The organism is Galactobacter caseinivorans, from assembly GCF_003640665.1.
GTDB classification, from domain to species: Bacteria; Actinomycetota; Actinomycetes; order Actinomycetales; family Micrococcaceae; genus Galactobacter; species Galactobacter caseinivorans.
On record NZ_QQXL01000004.1, the window covers coordinates 1 to 18296 of the forward strand.

Consider the following 18296-nt stretch of genomic DNA (forward strand, 5'->3'; position numbering starts at 1 on the left):
ATCACCACCAACACACCCCCCACCGGACCCACCTACCCCTCCTACGCAGCCCTCCTCACCACCTGGGCCACCAACCTTCGGGACTCTCAGTAGGCTGGACACGCAAAAGCGGCCCACACCGTCAAGGTGTGAGCCGCTTCAGCGTGAGCGCTAGACAGCGTCAGGAGGAGGCGATGTGCCCGCCGCCGGGGGCCTGCGGACCAGAATCTGGCCCCGTGGTCGGGCCGCCGTCGGCACCCGGCCAGCCGTGCTCCGGGGAGCCGGGCAGAGCGGTACCGGGACCCTGGGCACCCGGGTCCACCACGACGTCGGGCGCTCCGGGCTGCGCCGCCGCAGGGGACTGATCCAGAGCAATGTCCCGCTTGCCGCGCACCGGAGGGGTGCTGCGGCCGGGACGCTCGGCGTTGAAGAGCCACGTCTCGCGCTCCGGGATCTTGACGATCCCGGCAAAGATCTCCTCGAGCTCCTTCTGGTTCAGGGTCTCCCTGTCCAGCAGCGTCTCCGCGAGGTGATCCAGGATCTCCCGGTTCAGGGTCAGCGCAAGGTAGGCCTCGCGGTGCGCCTCATCCAACAGCTCGCGCACCTCGGCGTCCACCTGCACGGCCACGCCCTCGGAGTAGTCACGCCCGCTGCCCATGCCGGCACCCATGAACGGCTCGGTGCTCTCCGTGCCCAGCTTCACCACACCAACGGTGGAGCTCATGCCGTAGTCGGTGACCATCTTGCGCGCCGTGGACGTGGCCTTCTCGATGTCATTGGAGGCGCCGGTGGAGGGATCGTGGAACACGACCTCCTCCGCCACACGCCCACCCATGGCGTAGGCCAGCTGATCCAGCAGCTCCTCACGCGTGATGGAGTACTTATCCTCGGTGGGCACCACCATGGTGTAACCCAGAGCCCGGCCGCGCGGAAGGATGGTCACCTTGGTGACCGGCGCGGAGTGCCGGGTGGCGGCCGCCACGAGCGCGTGACCGCCCTCGTGGTAGGCCGTGACCTGGCGCTCGTGCTCCTTCATGAGGCGGCTGCGCTTCTGCGGGCCGGCCATGACGCGGTCAATGGCCTCATCAAGAGCGCGGTCGTCAATGAGCTGAGCGTTGGAGCGGGCCGTGAGCAGCGCCGCCTCGTTGAGCACGTTGGCCAGCTCGGCACCGGTGTAACCCGGGGTCTTCTTGGCCACGGCCTTCAGGTCCACGGACGGCACCAGGGGCTTGCCCTGGGCGTGCACGCGCAGGATCTGCTCGCGGCCCTTCAAGTCCGGGGCCTCCACGGGGATCTGGCGGTCAAAGCGGCCCGGGCGCAGCAGCGCAGGGTCCAACACGTCCGGACGGTTAGTGCCGGCAATGAGGATCACGGAGGTGTTGGCGTCAAAGCCGTCCATCTCCACCAGCAGCTGGTTCAGCGTCTGCTCGCGCTCGTCGTTGCCGCCGCCCACGCCGGCGCCGCGCTGGCGGCCCACGGCGTCAATCTCGTCAACAAAGACGATGGCGGGGGCGTTGGCCTTGGCCTGTTCAAACAGGTCGCGGACGCGGGAGGCGCCGACGCCAACAAACATTTCCACAAAATCGGAACCGGAAATGGAGAAGAACGGCACGCCGGCCTCCCCCGCCACGGCCTTGGCCAGCAGGGTCTTACCGGTGCCTGGCGGGCCGTACAGGAGCACGCCGCGGGGAATCTTGGCGCCGACAGCCAGGAACTTGGCGGGCTGCTGCAGGAACTCCTTGATCTCCTGGAGCTCCTCCACCGCCTCATCAACGCCGGCCACGTCCTTGAACATGACCGTGGAGTTGTCCTTGTTGACCAACTTGGCGCGGGACTTGCCAAACTGCATGACCTTGCCGCCGCCACCCTGCATGCGTCCCATCAGGAACCAGAACAGGCCCAGGATGATGATGAACGGCAGGATGAGGCCCAGCGTGGAAAGCAACCAGTTGCTGGTGACGGGCTGGTCCTCCCAGCCGTCCTTGGGATTGGCGGTGGAGATGGCGTCAGCGACCACCTTGCCGCGATCCGAGGAGTAATAGAAGGCGACCTTCTTGCCCTTGTCCTGACCCTCAAAGGAGACGCTGTCCTTGGTCTCCAGGTCCACGCGCTGGGCCTTGTCATCCATCTTGGCCTTCAGCACCTGGCCGTCGGAGATGAGTTTCATGCCCTGGCTGGTGGGGATGCGGTTATTACCGCCCGAGGCGAGCAGTGAGGCCGCCATCATCAGGGCGATCACTCCAATGGCCGTCCAGAAATACCAGGTCTGGTGCAGCTTCTTCTTCTGCTTAATGGCGTTCATGATGTGGCCGCTGGCGGCCCGGTCCCTCCTGCTCGTCGGCCGCGGGGGGCCGTGTGCTGGGGAGCGCTCACACTCCCCTCCACTCTTCTACACGTACAAGTACCCCGGAAGGTTCCCGTTTCGCGGCGGGCGAATCAAGACAAACGGGTCAGGCGGCCCGACGCCGCGGCGTCGGGCCGCCTGTATGCCCCCTTCAGGGGCGGTGCCGTCTCAGGCGTAGACGTGCGGGGCCAGGGTGCCCACAAAGTCAAGATTGCGGTACTTTTCCGCGAAGTCCAGGCCGTAACCGACCACAAATTCGTTGGGGATGTCCCTGCCGATGTACCGCACGTCGATCTCCACCTTGGCGGCCTCCGGCTTGCGCAGCAGTGCGCAGATTTCAACGGAGGCGGGCCCGCGGGAGCGCAGGTTGGAGAGCAGCCAGGACAGGGTCAGCCCGGAATCGATGATGTCCTCAACAATGAGCACGTCCTTGCCCATCAGGTCCGTGTCCAGATCCTTCAGGATGCGCACCACCCCGGAGGACGCGGTGCCGGAGCCGTAGGAGGACACCGCCATCCAGTCCATGGTCACGTGGCTGTGCAGGGCGCGCGCCAGATCAGCCATGATCATGACCGCGCCCTTCAGGACGCCCACCACCAGCAGGTCACGGCCGGCGTAGTCGCGGTCAATCTGCTCGGCAAGATCCTTGACTACCGCCTGGATCTCTTCCTTGCTCAGCAGTACGTGATCAATGTCGCCGCTGACGTCATTCGCATCCACGAAGGTGTCTCCTGCTCTCGAAAATAGGCTGAGGGGCCTGGGAAGACCCCACCTATCAAGCATGCCACGCATGAGGGGATCGTGAACAACCCTCTGACGCCGCGGTTCACCCCAGGCCGCGGAAGCGCAGCACTGAGCGGTCCTCCGCCAAGCGCTCACGGGTCACCGACACATGCCCGTCCAGCTGCACCGGGCCCGCGCTGCCCTCGCCGTCCGCCAGGCGCTCAAGGGCCGCCGTGCGTTCGGCCGTGGGGGCCCGGCCGCCCACGGACACGGCAGCCAGCCGCAGCATCCTCGAGCGCAGCGCGGCGGGGGCGTCCCGGACCACAAACCGGTCCAGATCCCACACGGTGGGGGCCCGCCCGCTCACCCGGTCAGCGGCGTCGCCCAGCACTGCCGGCTCATCCTCCAGGACCGCCACGGCCAGGGCCTCCGCCGCCAGTTCATCCAAAAGCTCCGCGTCCTGACGCGCCAGGCGCGCGGTCCGCACCAGAGCGTCGTCGATCCCTTCCCCCAGCACCTCACGCAGCAGCGGGAGAACCTCGTGGCGCACCCGGTTGCGCAGGTGCACCGGGAGGGCATTGGTGGGGTCCTCCCACGGGATCAGCGACTCGGCCTGACACACGGCCTCCGTGTCCTCGCGGCGCAGGTCAAGGAAGGGACGCAGCAGCCGCGGACCCCGGGCGGGAATCCCGGCGATGGAACGCGTGCCGGAGCCGCGCGCCAGGCCAAGCAGCACCTGCTCCGCCTGGTCATCCGCGGTGTGCGCGGTGAGCACAAAGTCCGCGCCAACCCGCACCCGCTCCGCCTCAAGCGCCGCGTAGCGCGCCGTGCGGGCGTCCGCCTCGTTGCCGCCGGCCACGTCCGCCGTAATGACGGCGACGGTGTCGAAGCCAAGGGCCTGGCACTCACGCGCCGCCCGCGCCGCCGCCTCGGCACTGCCAGGCTGCATGCCGTGATCCACAATCACTGCGCCCAGTTCCCCGGTGAGCACCCCCTCGGCGCGAGCCCAGGCCATGGTGGCCGCCAACGCGAGCGAATCCGCCCCGCCGGAACAGGCCACCAGGTACCCCAGACTGGAGGGGAGGTGCAGGCGCACCGCGGAACGCGCGGCCTCCACGGACAGGAAGATCTTGCGGGGCCAGCGGGGCTTGGCCATCTACGAGACCTTGCGCATGCGGCTGATCCACTCCTGCGGCGCGTGCAGTTCTGCCTCGGTTGGCAGGTTCGTCTGGTCCTCCCAGACCACGTTGAAGCCCTGCATTCCCAGGGCATCCACCCCGGCGCGCACAAAGCGTGCGCCGTCTTGGTACTGGCGCTGCTTGGCCGCCATGCCGATCACGCGCATCACCAGGCGCTGCAGCGCGGACCTGTCCTGGCCGCGCGTCTCAAAGCGCTGCCGAATGGTTTTGACGGTGGGGATCACGGAGGCGTCCACCCCGTCCATGACCACGTTGGCGTGCCCCTCCAGGAGGGACATCACGGCGGTCACGCGGGACAGCGCGGCGCGCTCCTGCGGGCCGGCCACCAGGTCAAGGAGGCCCAGTCCTTCTGGGAGCGGGTCCTGCTGTGCGGCCGCTAGCCCTTCCGTCTGCCCGACGGCGCTTGCCCCCTCCGGCGCCCGGGTCTCGGTATCGCTGCGCACGCCTCCGGAAAGGCGCTTGACGCGATCACCCAGGGAGGCCTGCGTGCTCGTGAGCCCGGAGGTCAACTCCGCGATCTGCGCCGCGAGGTGCCCGCGCAGCCACGGCGCGGCCGCAAACTGGACCCGGTGGGTCTGTTCATGCAGCGCGACCCATAGACGAAAATCTCCGGTATCCACCTGGAGTTTGCGCTCGGTCTGGACAATGTTGGGGGCCACCAGCAGCAGGCGTCCGCCGGGCGCAGCGGGAGATGTACTGAAGGGGTCATATTGGCCCAGAACATGCCCGGAGAGGAATGCAACGAGCGCGCCCAGCTCCGCGCCCACGCCGTAGCCACCCATGCGCAGGGTCAGCGGCAGGCCCTGGGGGAACTTGGAACCCATGGCCGCGCGCAGCGACGGATCCAGCATCTCGCGGAAGCCGCCCACGGCGGCCGTGGCCCATCCGGCCCGGTCCACCACGAGCACCTCGGAATCGCGCAGATCCCGCGCGGCCTCCAGGCCCGTGATGCGGTGAACGTGCTCCACGCTCGCGGCAGCCTTGAGCCGAATGTCCTCCACCATGGGGGCCGCCTGGGTGGCACTGACCTTGGGCCCAGCGGAGGCCAGGGTGCGCGCCGTGGAGGCGGCAACGCCCCACCTCACCACGCCCGGGCCCCGCTCTGCGCCGGCCGGCGCGTTGCCCTGACTCGGATCTGCGATCTTGCTGCGCTCGGAAGTCATGCCTCCATCAGACCACGCTGACCCCTTCGGCGCGCCTGTGTTTCACGCATGGCGTGGCTGAGGGGAAGCGGCCATCCCCGTCATGGGGGATGCTCACGTACCCGGACTACAGACAAGCCAGAGTCAGAGATGCCTGGTGGGGTCCATGCGCTGGTGGAGGATGCGGATCACGTCGACGCCAGCGTCTGCCTCGAAGCGTGCCATGTAGAAGAGGATGTGGCTTCCTACCCCGTACTGGCGGTAGCCGGCCCGGATCTCGTCGCAGGGGCGCCCAAGCAATGGGCTCGCGGCGAGACGCTGGACCACCGCGTAAATTTCTTCAACGTAGCCCTGCGTTTGGCGCGCGTCCCAACGTTCCTCGGTGTCGTCCCAGATGGAGGCCAGATCCTCCTGCGCGGCCGGGGTGAGGCGATAGGTGTTCATGCCCGCTTAGAGGCAATAATCGCCGCGAAGTCGAACTCTTCCGGAGCCCCGCTGCGTTGGCCTTTCGCCAGCTCCGCTCGCAGCGCCGCCACCCGGGTGTCTTGGTCTTCAAGCAATCTCAGGCCCGCACGCACAACTTCACTCGCCGAGCGGTGCCGACCGGAAGCTACCTCGGCAGAGAGGAACGACGTGAAGTGCTCATCCAGGCTGATCGATGTGTTCTGTGCCATGCACGTAAAGTACCAATGATTGGTAACTCGCTCCCTGTGAACCTTCGAGGGTCAAAGGAGACCACGCGCGTGAATGCGTTCGTGTCTAGGCCTCTGACCTCACACCGCATCCGGCAGTTTGCCCGCTAACCCAGCAGTTCGGTGGCGATCTTGTCCGATACCCCGCGGGCCTCCGCGATGGCGCCCTTCACGTCTGAGGCCATGACGGAGAAGCTGAGGAGCCGGCCCTCCTTGGTGGTGACGTACCCGGAGAGGGACACCACAGCGGCCAGGGTGCCGGTCTTGGCGCGGATCAGCGCCTTGGTCTTGTTCCCGTTCAGGCGTTGTGCAAGCGTGCCCGTCACGCCCGCGACGGGAAGCAGCCCGGCCAATTCGCGCAGATCCGCCCGGGGGCTGGTCTCGGCGTGCTGCAGCAGCCCGGCCAAGGTGTGAGGAGTGACCTGGTTGGTGGCGGCCAGCCCCGAAGTATCTTTCATGTCCAGCCCGACCGTATCCACCCCCAGCTCCTTCACCGCAGCGGTGACCTGCGCCGTGGCGTCTTGGTAGCTTCCGGTGGCGCCGCGCTTCACGGCCACCAAGCGCCCCAGCGTCTCCGCGAGGTAGTTGTCGGAATTGCGCTCCATGTAATGCATCTGTTCCAGCACGGTGGCGGACTCCACCTTGCCCAACTGCTGGGCGCCCTCCTCGCCGTCCGCGTGACCCGCGGCGGTGAAGCTGCTCTTGACCCCCGCCTTCTTTGCGGCGGCCTCCAGCGCCTTCACGTACGCATCCAGCGCGGCGTTGGAGGGATTGCGCACCACGGCAGAGTGCGGCGTGGCCTCCTGACGCCCGGCGTGCATGGCCGGCGTCTGCACCTCGGTGATGTTATTGGTGGTGATCAGGTCATCCGCCCAATCAGGGTTCAGCCCGGCCCCGGGGAAGAGAGACGCATCCACCTTGACCTGATAGCTCTCCGCCGGCTCGCCGCGCTTGTGCAGCTCCGCCACCGTTTGCTGCGCCAGCGTGGCCAGCCCGGCGTGACCGTTGACCGCCTGGGAATCAGACGCCCCGTCACCGAGCAGCACGTCTCCCCCGCCCACCAGGCGCAGCGACCCATCGCCGGCCAGCGTGGACGTGGTGGCAAAACGATGATCGTGATCAAAGGAGGCCAGCGCGGCCGCACCGGTGAGCAACTTCAGGCTGGACGCCGGGGTGCCCGGCGTCTTCGCGTCCCGGTCCACCAGCGTCTCCCCCGTGACAACATCCACGACGGACACCCGATACGTGCCGCCGCGACCCTCAGTGGCCTTCGCGACCGCCTGACTCAACTCAGCGGCGTCGGGCAGGGGAGCCTCAGCGCCACTGGCGCCCCACGGCTGGGCCGCATTGGAGGGCAACGCCACCGTCTCCGGCGCGGATTCGCCGCGCTGCGCCGGCGTCAGCAGATGCCAAGCCACCAGGCCCACGCACAACAACACGACCACAGCCCAGATGCCACGGGTCACGAAGCGTGCCACAGATCCCCCTCGGTTGAGCCGGTCACGGCCACATGTTCGGTGCCCCAGTACGTAGACTGAGGCCAACACCTCAGACTAATCCGGGCGCAGCCGCGCACCGGTGAGGCCTGCCGCACGGAAGAGGAAGTGAAGGAAAAAATGGAACACGACGTCACCATCGAGATCCCGGCCGGATCCCGCGTCAAGTACGAGATGGACCACGAGACGGGCCGCCTGCGCCTGGACCGCGTGCTCTTCACGTCCATGCAGTACCCCACCGCCTACGGCTTCTTCGAGGACACCCTTGGCCTGGACGGCGATCCGCTGGACGCCATGGTCTGGATGCCGGGCGTTGACCTGCACCCGGGCGTCATCGTTGAGGCGCGCCCCGTTGGCGTGTTCAACATGACGGACGACGGCGGCCCGGACGCCAAGGTGCTCTGCGTCCCCGCGGACAAGCGCTTTGATCACATCCAGGAGATCGAGGATGTGGATTCCTGGACCAAGAACGAGATTGAGCACTTCTTCACCCGTTACAAGGACCTGGAGCCCGGCAAGTGGGTCAAGGCCGAGGGGTGGGCCGGCCGCGAGGTCGCCGAGAAGGAGCTGGCCGAGTCAATCGAGCGCTTCAAGACCGAGGGTCACTGATCGTTTCTGCTTGTACCCAGTAGTCCCTGACGGGGTCGCATCGCCTTCACGGCGGTGCGGCCCCGTCCGCGTTGTGCACCGCTCCTGCCGCCCGCCTGCGGCAGACTGAACCCATGTTTGTGTTGACCCTGACCCAGCGCGATGCCGCGACCGCCGGTGATCGCGCGGAGGAGCTGCTGGCCGTGCTGCACGGCCTGCCCACCACGCACGCCTTCCGGCGCAGCTGGGGCACCGAGGTGGTCGGGGCCACCGAGTCCGCTGACGCCGCGGTGCAGGCCACGCTCGCTGCGCTGCGCCAGGGAGAGCGCGGCACCCGCCGCTGGGGCGTCGGGATCGGCGTGGGCCGGGTTGACCTAGAGCCCGACGGCGTTTTGGCTGGGCCCGGTCCCTCGCGCTCGCGCCGCGCGCTGGAGCGTTGCGCCAAGGCCCCCCTACCCGTGGCCGTGGAGGCCGGGCCGGCCGGCGTGGGCTTTGACGGCGTGCCCCCCGCCCCGGACTCGGCGCGCGCCGCCGAGGGAGTGCTGCGCCTGCTGGGTGAGCTGGTCGCCGCGCGCACCAGCGCCGAATGGGCCGCCCTTGACCTGCTGGTCCCCGGCGTCCGGGGGCAGCAAAAGGCCGTGGCGGAGAGCCTGGGGATTACGGTCCAGGCCGTGTCCCAGTCCATCTCCCGGGCGCGCTGGGCCCAGGAGTGGGAGGCCCGCCCCGCGGCACGGATGCTGCTGGATTTGGCGTCCTTTGCGGTGGACTGAGGCCAGGCTCAGCCCAACAGGGACCTCAGGACCGGCGCCAGCCCGTCCTCATCCACGCCGCCGGTAATCTCATCCGCGGCGATCTTGACCTCATCCGGTGCCTGGCCCATGGCCACACCTCGGTGAGCCCAGCCCAGCATCTCGATGTCGTTGCGGCCGTCACCGACGGCCACCGTGGCCTCACGCTCCACACCAAGGTGGGCGCGCAGCACCTCCAACCCGGAGGCCTTGGTGACGCCGCGCGCTGCGATGTCCAGCCAGGCGGTCCACCCCACGGAATACGTCACGCCGTGCAGGCCGATGGACTCCACCGCGCGGCCAAACTCCTCCGCAGTGGAATCCGTGGAGAAGACCACCAGGCGCACGGCCTGGGCCACCAGCAGCTCCTCAAAAGGAACTCCCTGGGCCGGGGCACCAAAGCTGGCGTCCTGGAAGCGCTCGGTGGAGAGGAAGCTGCCCTCGGTGGTCTCCACCGCGTACTTGGCGGTGGGCAGCACGTCGCGGACGGCGCGCAGGGCCGGCCCCGGATCAAAGGTGCGCCGCACCGTGACCTCGTAGCCGGCCTCCAGGGACGGATCAAGGCGCGCAGTCACGCCGCCGTTGGCGCACACAATGTGCCCCTCGGTGATGCCAAGGGCCTGTGCCACGGGAAGCGCGGCCCCCAGCGAGCGGCCGGTGGCGATGACCACGCGGTGACCCGCCTTCACCACGTCCGTGGCGGCTTGGCGCACCGGGTCTGACATGAGCCCGTCGTGATTCACGATGGTGCCGTCCACATCCAGGCACACCATGCGCTGGGCGGTGGCGGGAAGGGTCTGAGTGTTCTGTGACCGGTCGTCGTTGCCGGTTTGAATCGTAGTTGTCATGCCAATAGTGGACCACAAGCCCCCGACGCATGCCATGACCAACATCTCCGAGCGAGTGAACAGGGCGTGAAAAAACGGTGCCCGGTTCATGGAACCGGGCACCGTTTTTTTGCGCGAAGCTGAGCCGCGAATCCCCTACAGGACCGGGAACAGCTCCATGCCACCCAGGTACGGGCGCAGGGCCTCCGGAACCGTCACGGAGCCATCAGCATTTTGGTGCGTCTCCAGAATCGCGACGATCCAGCGCGTGGTGGCCAGCGTCCCGTTCAGCGTGGCCACGGCGCGCGTGCCCTTGGCGTTGCCCTCCGCGTCCACCACTCGCTCGCGGATGTTGAGACGGCGCGCCTGGAAGGTGGTGCAGTTAGAGGTGGAGGTCAGCTCGCGGAAGTCCTCCTGAGTGGGCACCCACGCCTCGCAGTCAAACTTGCGGGCGGCGGACATGCCCAAGTCCCCGGCGGCGGTGTCGATGACACGGTAGGCCAGGCCAAGCGCCTGCAACATGGCCTCCTCCCAGCCCAGCATCTGCTGGTGCATGGCGGCGGCGTCCTCCTGCTTGCAGTACACAAACATTTCCAGCTTGTTGAACTGGTGCACACGGATGATGCCGCGGGTGTCCTTGCCTGCCGAACCGGCCTCGCGGCGGTAGCAGGAGGAGTACCCGGCGTAGCGCAGATCGCCAGAATCCAGGTCAATGATCTCCTCGGAGTGGTACCCGGCCAGCGCCACCTCAGAGGTGCCCGTCAGGTACAGGTCGTCATTACCCAGGCGGTAAATCTCGTCATCATGCGCCACATCAAAGCCGGTGCCCTGCATGGTCTGCGGGTTCACGAGGGTGGGCGTGATCATGGGCGTGAAGCCGTTCTTCAGCGCCAGGTCCATGCCCATCTGCACCAACGCCATCTCCAGGCGCGCACCCACACCCTTCAGGAAGTAGAAGCGCGATCCGGCCACCTTGGCGCCGCGCGTCATATCGATGGCGCCAAGCAGCTCGCCGAGCTCCAGGTGATCCCGCGGCTCAAAGCCCTCCGCGGCAAAGTCACGCGGGGTTCCCACGGTCTTGAGCACGTTGAAGTCATCCTCGCCACCGGCCGGAACGCCCTCCTGAATCAGGTTGGGCATCAGCCGCGAGAGGGACTCCAGCCGCCCCTTGGCGGCGTCAGCAGCGGCGTCGGACTCTTTGACGCTGACCGCAAGGTCCTTGACCTGCGCCAGCAGGGCCTGCTTCTCCTCGCCCTTGGCCGCGGCAACGCGCTTGCCAAAGGCCTTCTGCTCGGAGCGCAACTGCTCAAAGTGGGACAGCGCGGCGCGGTGCTCGCGATCCGCCTCCAACAGAGAGTCCACGAGGGACACATCGGCACCGCGCGCCGCCTGCGAGGCGCGGTAGAGCTCGGGCTGGTCGGAAAGCTGCTTGAGGTCAATCACGCACCTAGGTTACCGGGTGTCAGGGGAATTGGCCGGTGTCCTTAGGATGGGGGCTAGAGCATGTCCAACGATGTCCTACAAGATGTCCAATTATGGGGGGCAACCGTGCCGGAATCACAACGCATCGCACTGGTGCTGAATCCGATTAAGAACCAGGCCGACGAGGCGGTGGCCGCCGTGCGCCGCCACGTATCCGCACAGGGCTGGGACGCGCCGCTCATCGTGGAGACCACCGCGGAGGACCCGGGCCGCGGCATGACGCGTGAGGCCCTGGACAAGGGCGCCACCCTGGTGATCGCCGCCGGCGGCGACGGCACCGTGCGCGCCGTGGCGGAGGAGCTGCTCAACCACCCGAAGGCCCAGCTCGCCATCCTGCCCCTTGGCACCGGCAACCTCCTGGCCCGCAACCTTGGCCTGGACGTCAACGACTTTGACGTGGCACTGAAGGCGGCCCTGCAGGGACCGGTGGAGGCGCTTGATGCCCAGCGGATCGACGTCGTCCTAGCGGACCGCACCGAGGAATCCCATGTGGGACTCGTGGCGACCGGCCTTGGCATGGACGCAGAGGTGATGTCAGAGACCAACGAGACGCTCAAAAAGTTTGTGGGCCCGGCCGCGTACATCGCCACCGCGCTGAGCAAGATCTTTGGCTGGCGCCGCCACCCCGTCCGGCTCAGCGTGGATGAGGGCGCCTGGGATACCGAATACGTTCGCACCATCATGCTGGCCAACGCCGGCTACATCCAGGGCGGCATCCAGTACGCGCCGGACGTGCGCCTAGATGATGGCCAGCAGCAGGCCGTGCTCCTGACGCCTCGCTCGCTCTCCGGCTGGGTGCTTGTGGCGGCCAAGACCGTGCTGCGCCTGCGCAAAAACGTTCCCGTGGTCAGCTACCGGCGCGGCGTGAGCATCACCGTGCGCCCGTTCTACCCGCTGGCCGCGCAGGTGGACGGCGACCCGATTGGTCAGGTCACCACGCTCACCTCCACTGTGCTGCCCCACGCCCTGCGCGTGCGCGTGCCCCTGGAAGAGGATCGGCTTGCCCCGGGCGGGCCGCTCGGCTCCAAGCTGCCCATGGATCAGATCGCCGGGCTGCCCCCGGTCGCCGAGGCCCGCAGGGCCGGGCAGCGCCTCTCGCTGCAGTGGCGCAACGCGCGCAAGAACAAGTAACCGGGCGCGGCGTCCGGGCGCCCGCGGGGTGAGCGCCACTCGGCCAGAACCCTGCTCGACGGCGCGCGGTACCGACCGCGCGCCGTCCAGCCTTTCCGGGTGTTTCAGTCCTCGCCGCGACCAACCCGGCGCAGGCGCGAGATCCAGTCTCCCGCCGCCCGGTACGCCTCCGAGGAGGCGTGCGCCGGGACCTTAGAGGCCAGCGGCGTGGCCGAGGGGTAGGAGCCAAGGAAGCGCACATCCGCGCTCATGCGGTGGGCGCCGGCCAGGGCGTCCGCCACGCGCGGCTCATTCAGGTGCCCCTCCAGGTCAAGGGAGAAGAAGTACTGACCCAGGCCGCCACCTGTGGGCCGGGACTCGATCCGCGTCAGGTTCACGCCGCGCGTGGCGAACTGATCCAGCAGCTCACGCAGGCCGCCCGGGTGATCATCCGTCATGGTGACCACGGCCGTGGTCTTGTCAGAGCCAGTGGGATCCGGCATGGCGCCCGGGCGCGTGACCAAAATGAAGCGGGTCACCGCGCCCTCGTGGTCCTCCACTCCCTGGCGCAGCACCCGCAACGCAGTGTTCTGGGAGACCAGCGGGGAGCACAGGGCCGCGTCATAGGTGCACTCCGGATCAAGCAGACCCATGGCGCCGGCCGCCGTGGAGGAGGCCGGAAGGAAGCTCACTCCGGGAATGTTGGCCTCCACCCAGCCGCGGCACTGCGCCCAGGCGTGCCCGTGCGTGGAGATGATCTTGATGTCCTCCAGGCGCTCAATGCCGGGGCGGACCAGCAATTCAAAGGTGATGGGAATCAGGGCCTCGGCCACGATCTGCAGGGTGTCCCCGTGCGCCACCGCGTCCAAGGTGGCAGAGACGCCGCCCTCCACGGAGTTCTCGATGGGCACCATCGCCGCATCCACCTCGCCGGCGCGGACCGCCGCCAGGGCGGAATCCACGCTGACGGCGGGCACGCGCTCCTCCGCCTCCGTGCCGGGCAGGCTCAGCAGGGCCTGCTCGCAGAAGGTGCCGGCCGGACCAAGGAAAGTGAAGGTCACTTAATCACCGGGTCCAGGCCGTTCTCGGAGACAATCGGCTTGCCCGCATCGATCCACGCACCGGAGCCGCCAGCCACGTTGATCGCGGTGAAGCCCTGCGCCGTGAGCCACAGCGCTGCCTGCGCGCTGCGCCCGCCCGTGCGGCAGATGACGTACGTATCCTCATCCGGATCCAGATCCGTGTACTGCATCGGGATCTCCGCCAGCGGGATGTGGCGGGCGCCCGGCACGTGCCCGGCCTCAAACTCGTAGTCCTCGCGTACGTCAAGGATGAAGCCACCCTCGGGGATCTGGTTCACCGAAACGGTCTCGACGTCGCTCATCATGTCCTCCTACGAACGCTGCCCGCGCGCGTCCCGCGCGGGGTGACTCGCCGCTGACTGCGCGGCGATATTTAGCCTAGTCGGGTTCGCCGTTGCATGTGGTGGTGAGTCCGGGCCCACCCCGATTCGCGGCGGGGCATGATGGTGGCATGACGACCCACACCACCGCCCAGGGACCGGCGCGCCACGTGGACGGCGGGCTACCCAGCGCAGTCCAGCTGCGGCGTTTGCTCCTGAACGGAAGCCTCACCGCCCGCGCACTCACGGAGCGGTGCCTGGCGCGCATCACCGAGCTGGATCCCGAGCTGCACGCGTTTGTGACGCTGGATCGGGAGGCGGCGCTGGCCGCGGCGGATGCGGCCGATGCGGTCCTGGCGTCCGCGCGGGAGAGCGGCGCGGAGGTGCCGGCGCTGACCGGGCTGCCCACGGCGTTCAAGGATCTGGTGGATGTGGCCGGCTTCCCCACCTCCTTCGGGACCGCGGCGTTCCCGCCGCTGCTGGCGGCGCGGGACGCCCCCCTGGTGGCCCGGCTGCGCGCCTCAGGTGTGGTGCTGCTCGGCAAGACGGCCGTGCCGGAGTTTGGGCTGAGCTCGCACTCGGAGAACCTGATTCACCCGCCCGCGCGCAACCCGCTGGATCCGGGCACCTCGCCCGGCGGTTCCTCCGGGGGCGCGGCGGCCGCGGTGGCGGCCGGCATGCTGCCGCTGGCCCCAGGGAACGACGGCGGCGGCTCGGTCCGCATTCCAGCGGCGGCCTGCGGGCTGGTGGGACTCAAGCCCGGCTTGGGTGCGCTGCCGGAGGACGTGCTCGGCGCGGACGGGACGCCCGTTCTCACCGACCGCTGGGGCGCGCCGCGCCTGGCGGTCAGCGGCCCCCTGGGACGCGACGCCGCGGACGCCGCGCTGCTCTACGACGGGCTGCGCTGCGATCCCGCGCGTCCGTCAGCGACCCCGGCGCTCGACGTCGTGCAGGCGGCCTTGGAAGCCGGCGACGCGTGGCGCGGGCTGCGGGTGGGTGTGACGGCGCGTTCAGCGTTTGAGGCGTCGCTGCATCCCGTGTTGGAGCCGGAGGCCGCGGCCGCCTTTGAGCGTGGGCAGGGGCTGATTGCGGGCCTGGGTGGCGCGCTTGAGGAGGCCGAGTGGGAGGTCCCGGCAGACTACGCGGAGGCGTTCCGCGCCGTGTGGACCGCGGGGCTGGCGGAGGCCGCCGTGCCGGACGCGGCCGTGGCACGAATGGGCGCCCTGGCCCGGGACTTCCGCCGCGAAGCCACGGCCCGCGGAGGCGATGCCCAGCGGGCCGCTGCGGTTCGTCTGACGGAGATTGCCGCCGGGCTGCGCCGGGATTGGGGCCGGTACGACGTGGTGCTGACGCCGGCCATGGCCCAAACTCCGCGCCCCATCGGCTTCTACACGTCCCAGGACCCGGAGACCGACTACGAGCTGCAGTGCCGGTACACGCCGTACACCTCTAGCGTGAACGTGTCCGGGCTGCCGGCCATTGTGGTGCCGACGTTCTGGACCCCGTCCGGCTTCTCCATGGGCGTGCAGCTCATTGGGCGGGCCGGTTCAGAGGAGCAGCTGCTGGCGCTGGCGGCGCTGGTGGGGAGGGCGGCCCAGCAGAACGCTTAGGCCGGGACGCGGGCCAGCTCGGCGGCGGCGGCGAGCGCGGACAGCACGGCCGCGGCGCCGCGTTCCACGTCTGCGTCGTCGCGCGGGTGCAGCTCGGCGTAGCGCTTGCTTGACCCCGGAACCGCCAGGAACTCGGCGTCCAACACGTGTGCCCCGGCAATGCTCAGGGCGCGGCGGCCTATCTCCTGCGCCCGCGTCCCGCCGGAGCGCCCCAGGGCCGTGCCGATCACGGCGGCGGGCACCCCGCGCACGGCGCCGACGTTGTACGGGCGCGAAATCCAGTCGATCGCAGTGCCCAGCACGGCAGGCAATCCCCCGTTGTACTCCGGCGTCACGAGCAGGACCGCATCCGCGGCGAGCACGGCCTCTCGCAGGGCCACCACGGACGCGGGGGCGCCCGCCTCCTGAAGGTCGTCGTTGTAGAAGGGCAGCTCCCCCAGCCCCTCAAAGACCACCACGTCCACGCCGGGCGGCGCGTGATGGGCCACGGCCTGGGCCAACGCGCGGTTGGTGGACCCGGCCCGTAGCGAGCCAACCAGGGTCAGGACGGTGATGGGCACGGCGGGCTCCTTGGGCGGGGTCACGAACACAGCGTCTTTCCCCCACCGTGGCACGCTCACCGGCACCCAAGGAACAGAGTCTTCACCCGCCGTCGTGCACCGTCATGGAACGCAACCCGATCAGAGCATCTTGCGCAGCACCGCCGACTTGGCGGCGCCGTACGGCGGGTACAGCATGCGCAGGGTGTCCAGGCGGATGGACTTGGAGAGCGTGGGGCGCTGCTGGCTGAACGTGTCGAAGCCGGTCTTGCCGTGGTACGCGCCGATGCCGGATGCACCCACGCCGCCAAAGGGCAACTCCGGCACGGCCAGGTGCAGAATCGTGGCGTTCACGCCGACGGCGCCGGCGCGCACGCCCTCCTCGAACGCCTTGACCACGCCACCGCGCTCTGAGAAGACGTAGGCGGCCAGCGGGTCGGGGCGGTCGCCGATGAAGCGCAGCGCATCATCCACCGTGGCGACCTGCAGGATGGGCAGGATGGGGCCAAAGATCTCCTCCTGCATCACCGAGTGCTCCGGCACCACCTGGGTGAGCACGGTGGGTGCCACGTAACGCTCCGCCTCGTTGACGATGCCCCCCGCGGTCACGTGCCCCTCCTCCAGCAGCCCGGCCAGGCGGCGCACGTGGTGGGCGTTGATGATGCGGCCAAAGTCACGGGAGGTGCGCGGGTCCGCGCCGTAGAACTCGCGGATCACCTTGGGCATGGCGGCGGCCAGCTTGGCACCCATGGAGCCCACGGCGAGGACGTAGTCCGGCGCCACGCAGGTCTGCCCCGCGTTGGTGAACTTGCCGTGGGCAATGCGCCGGGCAATGCCCATGACGTCCCCATCCGCGACCAGCACCGGGCACTTGCCGCCCAGTTCAAGCGTGACGGGCGTGAGCTGCTTGGCGGCGGCCTCATAGACGATGCGCCCCACGCGCTCGCCACCGGTGTAGAGAATGTGGTCAAACTTGTGGCGCAGCAACTCCGTGGTGACCTCGGGGCCGCCGGTCACGACCGCCACGGTGCGGTGATCCAGGTACTGCGGGATGATCCGCTCCAGCAGCGCCGCGGTGGCCGGGGCCAGCTCGCTCGGCTTGAGCAGCACCGTGTTGCCGGCGGCGATCGCGTCCACGAGCGGGGTCAGCGTCAGGTTGACCGGGTAGTTCCACGGCGCAATCACCAGCACCATGCCCAGCGGGCGCGCGGTCACGGTGGTGGAGACTGGCGCCAGCGCAAAAGGTGAGGCCACGGCGCGCGTGCGCATCCAGTCATCCAGGTGGCGCCGCGCGTGCTCCACCTCGTTCTGCACCATCTGCAGCTCAGTCACCTGCGACTCCAGCTGGCTCTTGCCCAGGTCATCCTCCAGCGCCTGCAGCAGGTCCGCACGATGGATGCGCAGCATGCGCTCAAAGGCCTCCAGTTGCGCCACCCGGAAGCGCTTGGCGTGCGCCACCCGCGAGTGCGCCCCCTGGCGCAGGTGCTCCGCGGTCTCCGTGGCGCCGCGCTCGGCGACGGCGCCCGGATCCAGCCGGACGCGGTCGGTGGGGGTGGGGGGAACGTCCTGGGTCGCCGTCATGATCCGACCCTACGTGGCGGCCCCTGGCTGGGCCAGGCGGCGCGCACCTTCGCCTCGCTCTCAGGTCTCACATGCCTCACGCCGCACGCACGGGCTAGGCTGACCGGGCATCACCGCACCTGGAAGGATCCCATGCCCAAGATCAGCGCACCCTCGGTCGCCGAACATCACGCCGCGCAAGAGCGCGCGCTGTTGGACGCCGCGCGGGAGCTTCTGCGCGAGACCGGGCAGGCGCCCGCTATGGCGGATGTCGCGGCGCGGGCCGGGCTGGCCCGCTCCAGCGTGTACCAGTACTTCTCCTCCCGCCAGGACCTGTTGCGCGGGGTGGTGCAGGACGTGTTCCCGCGCTGGACCCGGCGCATCACGGACGCCATGGAACGCGCCGGCAGCCCGGCGGACGCCGTCATGGCCTACGCCCTCTCCAACTTGGACCTGGTCGCGGAGGGCGAGCACGCCGTCGGCGCGGCCTTGGCCGGGCTGGCGCCGGGGCAGGAACTGAACGAGCAGGCCCGCGCCATGCACCAGCGCATCGGCGAGCCCCTGACGGAGGCGCTGGAGCGCCTGGACGTGCCGGATCCCGCTGCCGTGGCCGCTCTGGTCAACGCTGTGGTACATGCCGCCACGCGCATGTTGGAGTCTGGGGACGACCACGCTGCCGTCTCCGCGCGGGTCAGCGCGCTTCTTGGCCCGTTCGCGCGCGAGCACGGCGCCGGTACCGCCCGCTAGCCCTGCCGCCGTCGAGCCGCGCCGGGTTTGCGGCCCGCCATCGACGTTAGCGGCCCCACCCGGCGCCG

At 69.1% G+C, this 18296-nt stretch carries 18 protein-coding genes; 5 read left to right on the forward strand and 13 right to left on the reverse strand.

Features of this window, described 5'->3' with window-relative positions; translation table 11 throughout:
* Positions 1-160 precede the first annotated feature (160 nt).
* From ftsH to dacB, 7 genes are all read right to left on the reverse strand, one after another.
* A complete protein-coding gene (gene ftsH, locus DWQ67_RS07230) occupies positions 161-2281 on the reverse strand; it encodes an ATP-dependent zinc metalloprotease FtsH (RefSeq protein WP_121484945.1) in 2121 nt (706 codons plus the stop codon).
* 210 nt (positions 2282-2491) lie between these two features.
* Positions 2492-3043: a hypoxanthine phosphoribosyltransferase gene (gene hpt, locus DWQ67_RS07235; RefSeq protein ID WP_121484946.1), complete on the reverse strand. Its 552-nt coding sequence runs from the start codon at positions 3041-3043 to the stop codon at positions 2492-2494.
* A gap of 106 nt (positions 3044-3149) precedes the next feature.
* Positions 3150-4202 carry a tRNA lysidine(34) synthetase TilS gene (gene tilS, locus DWQ67_RS07240; protein ID WP_121484947.1) on the reverse strand — a complete coding sequence of 351 codons (1053 nt, stop codon included), beginning with the start codon at positions 4200-4202 and terminating at the stop codon, positions 3150-3152.
* Positions 4203-5408 carry a zinc-dependent metalloprotease gene (locus DWQ67_RS07245; RefSeq protein WP_121484948.1) on the reverse strand — a complete coding sequence of 402 codons (1206 nt, stop codon included), beginning with the start codon at positions 5406-5408 and terminating at the stop codon, positions 4203-4205. It lies immediately after the preceding gene.
* 123 nt (positions 5409-5531) lie between these two features.
* Positions 5532-5831, reverse strand: a complete 300-nt coding sequence (locus tag DWQ67_RS07250; protein ID WP_121484949.1) for a type II toxin-antitoxin system RelE/ParE family toxin — start codon at positions 5829-5831, stop codon at positions 5532-5534.
* Positions 5828-6061: a type II toxin-antitoxin system ParD family antitoxin gene (locus tag DWQ67_RS07255; protein ID WP_121484950.1), complete on the reverse strand. Its 234-nt coding sequence runs from the start codon at positions 6059-6061 to the stop codon at positions 5828-5830. Before DWQ67_RS07255 ends, DWQ67_RS07250 begins: the two co-directional genes overlap by 4 nt.
* Before the next feature lie 125 nt (positions 6062-6186).
* Positions 6187-7557, reverse strand: coding sequence for a D-alanyl-D-alanine carboxypeptidase/D-alanyl-D-alanine endopeptidase (gene dacB / locus DWQ67_RS07260; RefSeq protein WP_158595395.1), 1371 nt, complete (start codon positions 7555-7557; stop codon positions 6187-6189).
* 138 nt (positions 7558-7695) lie between these two features.
* Here dacB and DWQ67_RS07265 point away from each other — a divergent pair, with 138 nt between their 5' ends.
* Entirely contained in the window at positions 7696-8184 is a 489-nt protein-coding gene (locus tag DWQ67_RS07265; RefSeq protein WP_121484952.1) for an inorganic diphosphatase, read from the forward strand.
* A 113-nt stretch (positions 8185-8297) separates the two neighbouring features.
* Positions 8298-8933, forward strand: a complete 636-nt coding sequence (locus tag DWQ67_RS07270; RefSeq protein WP_121484953.1) for a hypothetical protein — start codon at positions 8298-8300, stop codon at positions 8931-8933.
* An 8-nt stretch (positions 8934-8941) separates the two neighbouring features.
* Here DWQ67_RS07270 and DWQ67_RS07275 read toward each other — a convergent pair whose 3' ends face one another.
* On the reverse strand, positions 8942-9799 hold the full coding sequence (locus DWQ67_RS07275; protein ID WP_121485186.1) for an HAD family hydrolase: 858 nt from the start codon (positions 9797-9799) through the stop codon (positions 8942-8944).
* 135 nt (positions 9800-9934) lie between these two features.
* Positions 9935-11221, reverse strand: coding sequence for a serine--tRNA ligase (gene serS / locus DWQ67_RS07280; protein WP_121484954.1), 1287 nt, complete (start codon positions 11219-11221; stop codon positions 9935-9937).
* Between the two features lie 132 nt (positions 11222-11353).
* Here serS and DWQ67_RS07285 point away from each other — a divergent pair, with 132 nt between their 5' ends.
* On the forward strand, positions 11354-12391 hold the full coding sequence (locus DWQ67_RS07285) for a diacylglycerol/lipid kinase family protein (protein ID WP_158595396.1): 1038 nt from the start codon (positions 11354-11356) through the stop codon (positions 12389-12391).
* A gap of 104 nt (positions 12392-12495) precedes the next feature.
* On the opposite strand, the gene pheA is transcribed toward DWQ67_RS07285, so the two are convergent.
* Both pheA and DWQ67_RS07295 read right to left on the reverse strand, forming a co-directional pair.
* A complete protein-coding gene (pheA, locus tag DWQ67_RS07290; RefSeq protein ID WP_121484956.1) occupies positions 12496-13431 on the reverse strand; it encodes a prephenate dehydratase in 936 nt (311 codons plus the stop codon).
* Positions 13428-13754, reverse strand: a complete 327-nt coding sequence (locus DWQ67_RS07295) for a rhodanese-like domain-containing protein (RefSeq protein WP_121484957.1) — start codon at positions 13752-13754, stop codon at positions 13428-13430. The genes pheA and DWQ67_RS07295 overlap by 4 nt, the downstream gene beginning before the upstream one ends.
* Before the next feature lie 149 nt (positions 13755-13903).
* Between DWQ67_RS07295 and DWQ67_RS07300 the strand changes: the two genes are divergently transcribed.
* Positions 13904-15382, forward strand: coding sequence for an amidase (locus DWQ67_RS07300; RefSeq protein WP_121484958.1), 1479 nt, complete (start codon positions 13904-13906; stop codon positions 15380-15382).
* Here the strand turns inward: DWQ67_RS07300 and DWQ67_RS07305 are convergent.
* Positions 15379-15966, reverse strand: coding sequence for an NADPH-dependent FMN reductase (locus tag DWQ67_RS07305; RefSeq protein WP_233555973.1), 588 nt, complete (start codon positions 15964-15966; stop codon positions 15379-15381). The genes DWQ67_RS07300 and DWQ67_RS07305 overlap by 4 nt on opposite strands.
* A 96-nt stretch (positions 15967-16062) precedes the next feature.
* Entirely contained in the window at positions 16063-17502 is a 1440-nt protein-coding gene (locus DWQ67_RS07310) for an aldehyde dehydrogenase family protein (RefSeq protein ID WP_121484959.1), read from the reverse strand.
* 132 nt (positions 17503-17634) lie between these two features.
* Here DWQ67_RS07310 and DWQ67_RS07315 point away from each other — a divergent pair, with 132 nt between their 5' ends.
* Complete coding sequence (locus DWQ67_RS07315; RefSeq protein ID WP_121484960.1) at positions 17635-18228, forward strand: TetR/AcrR family transcriptional regulator; 594 nt, start codon at positions 17635-17637, stop codon at positions 18226-18228.
* Positions 18229-18296: the final 68 nt, after the last annotated feature.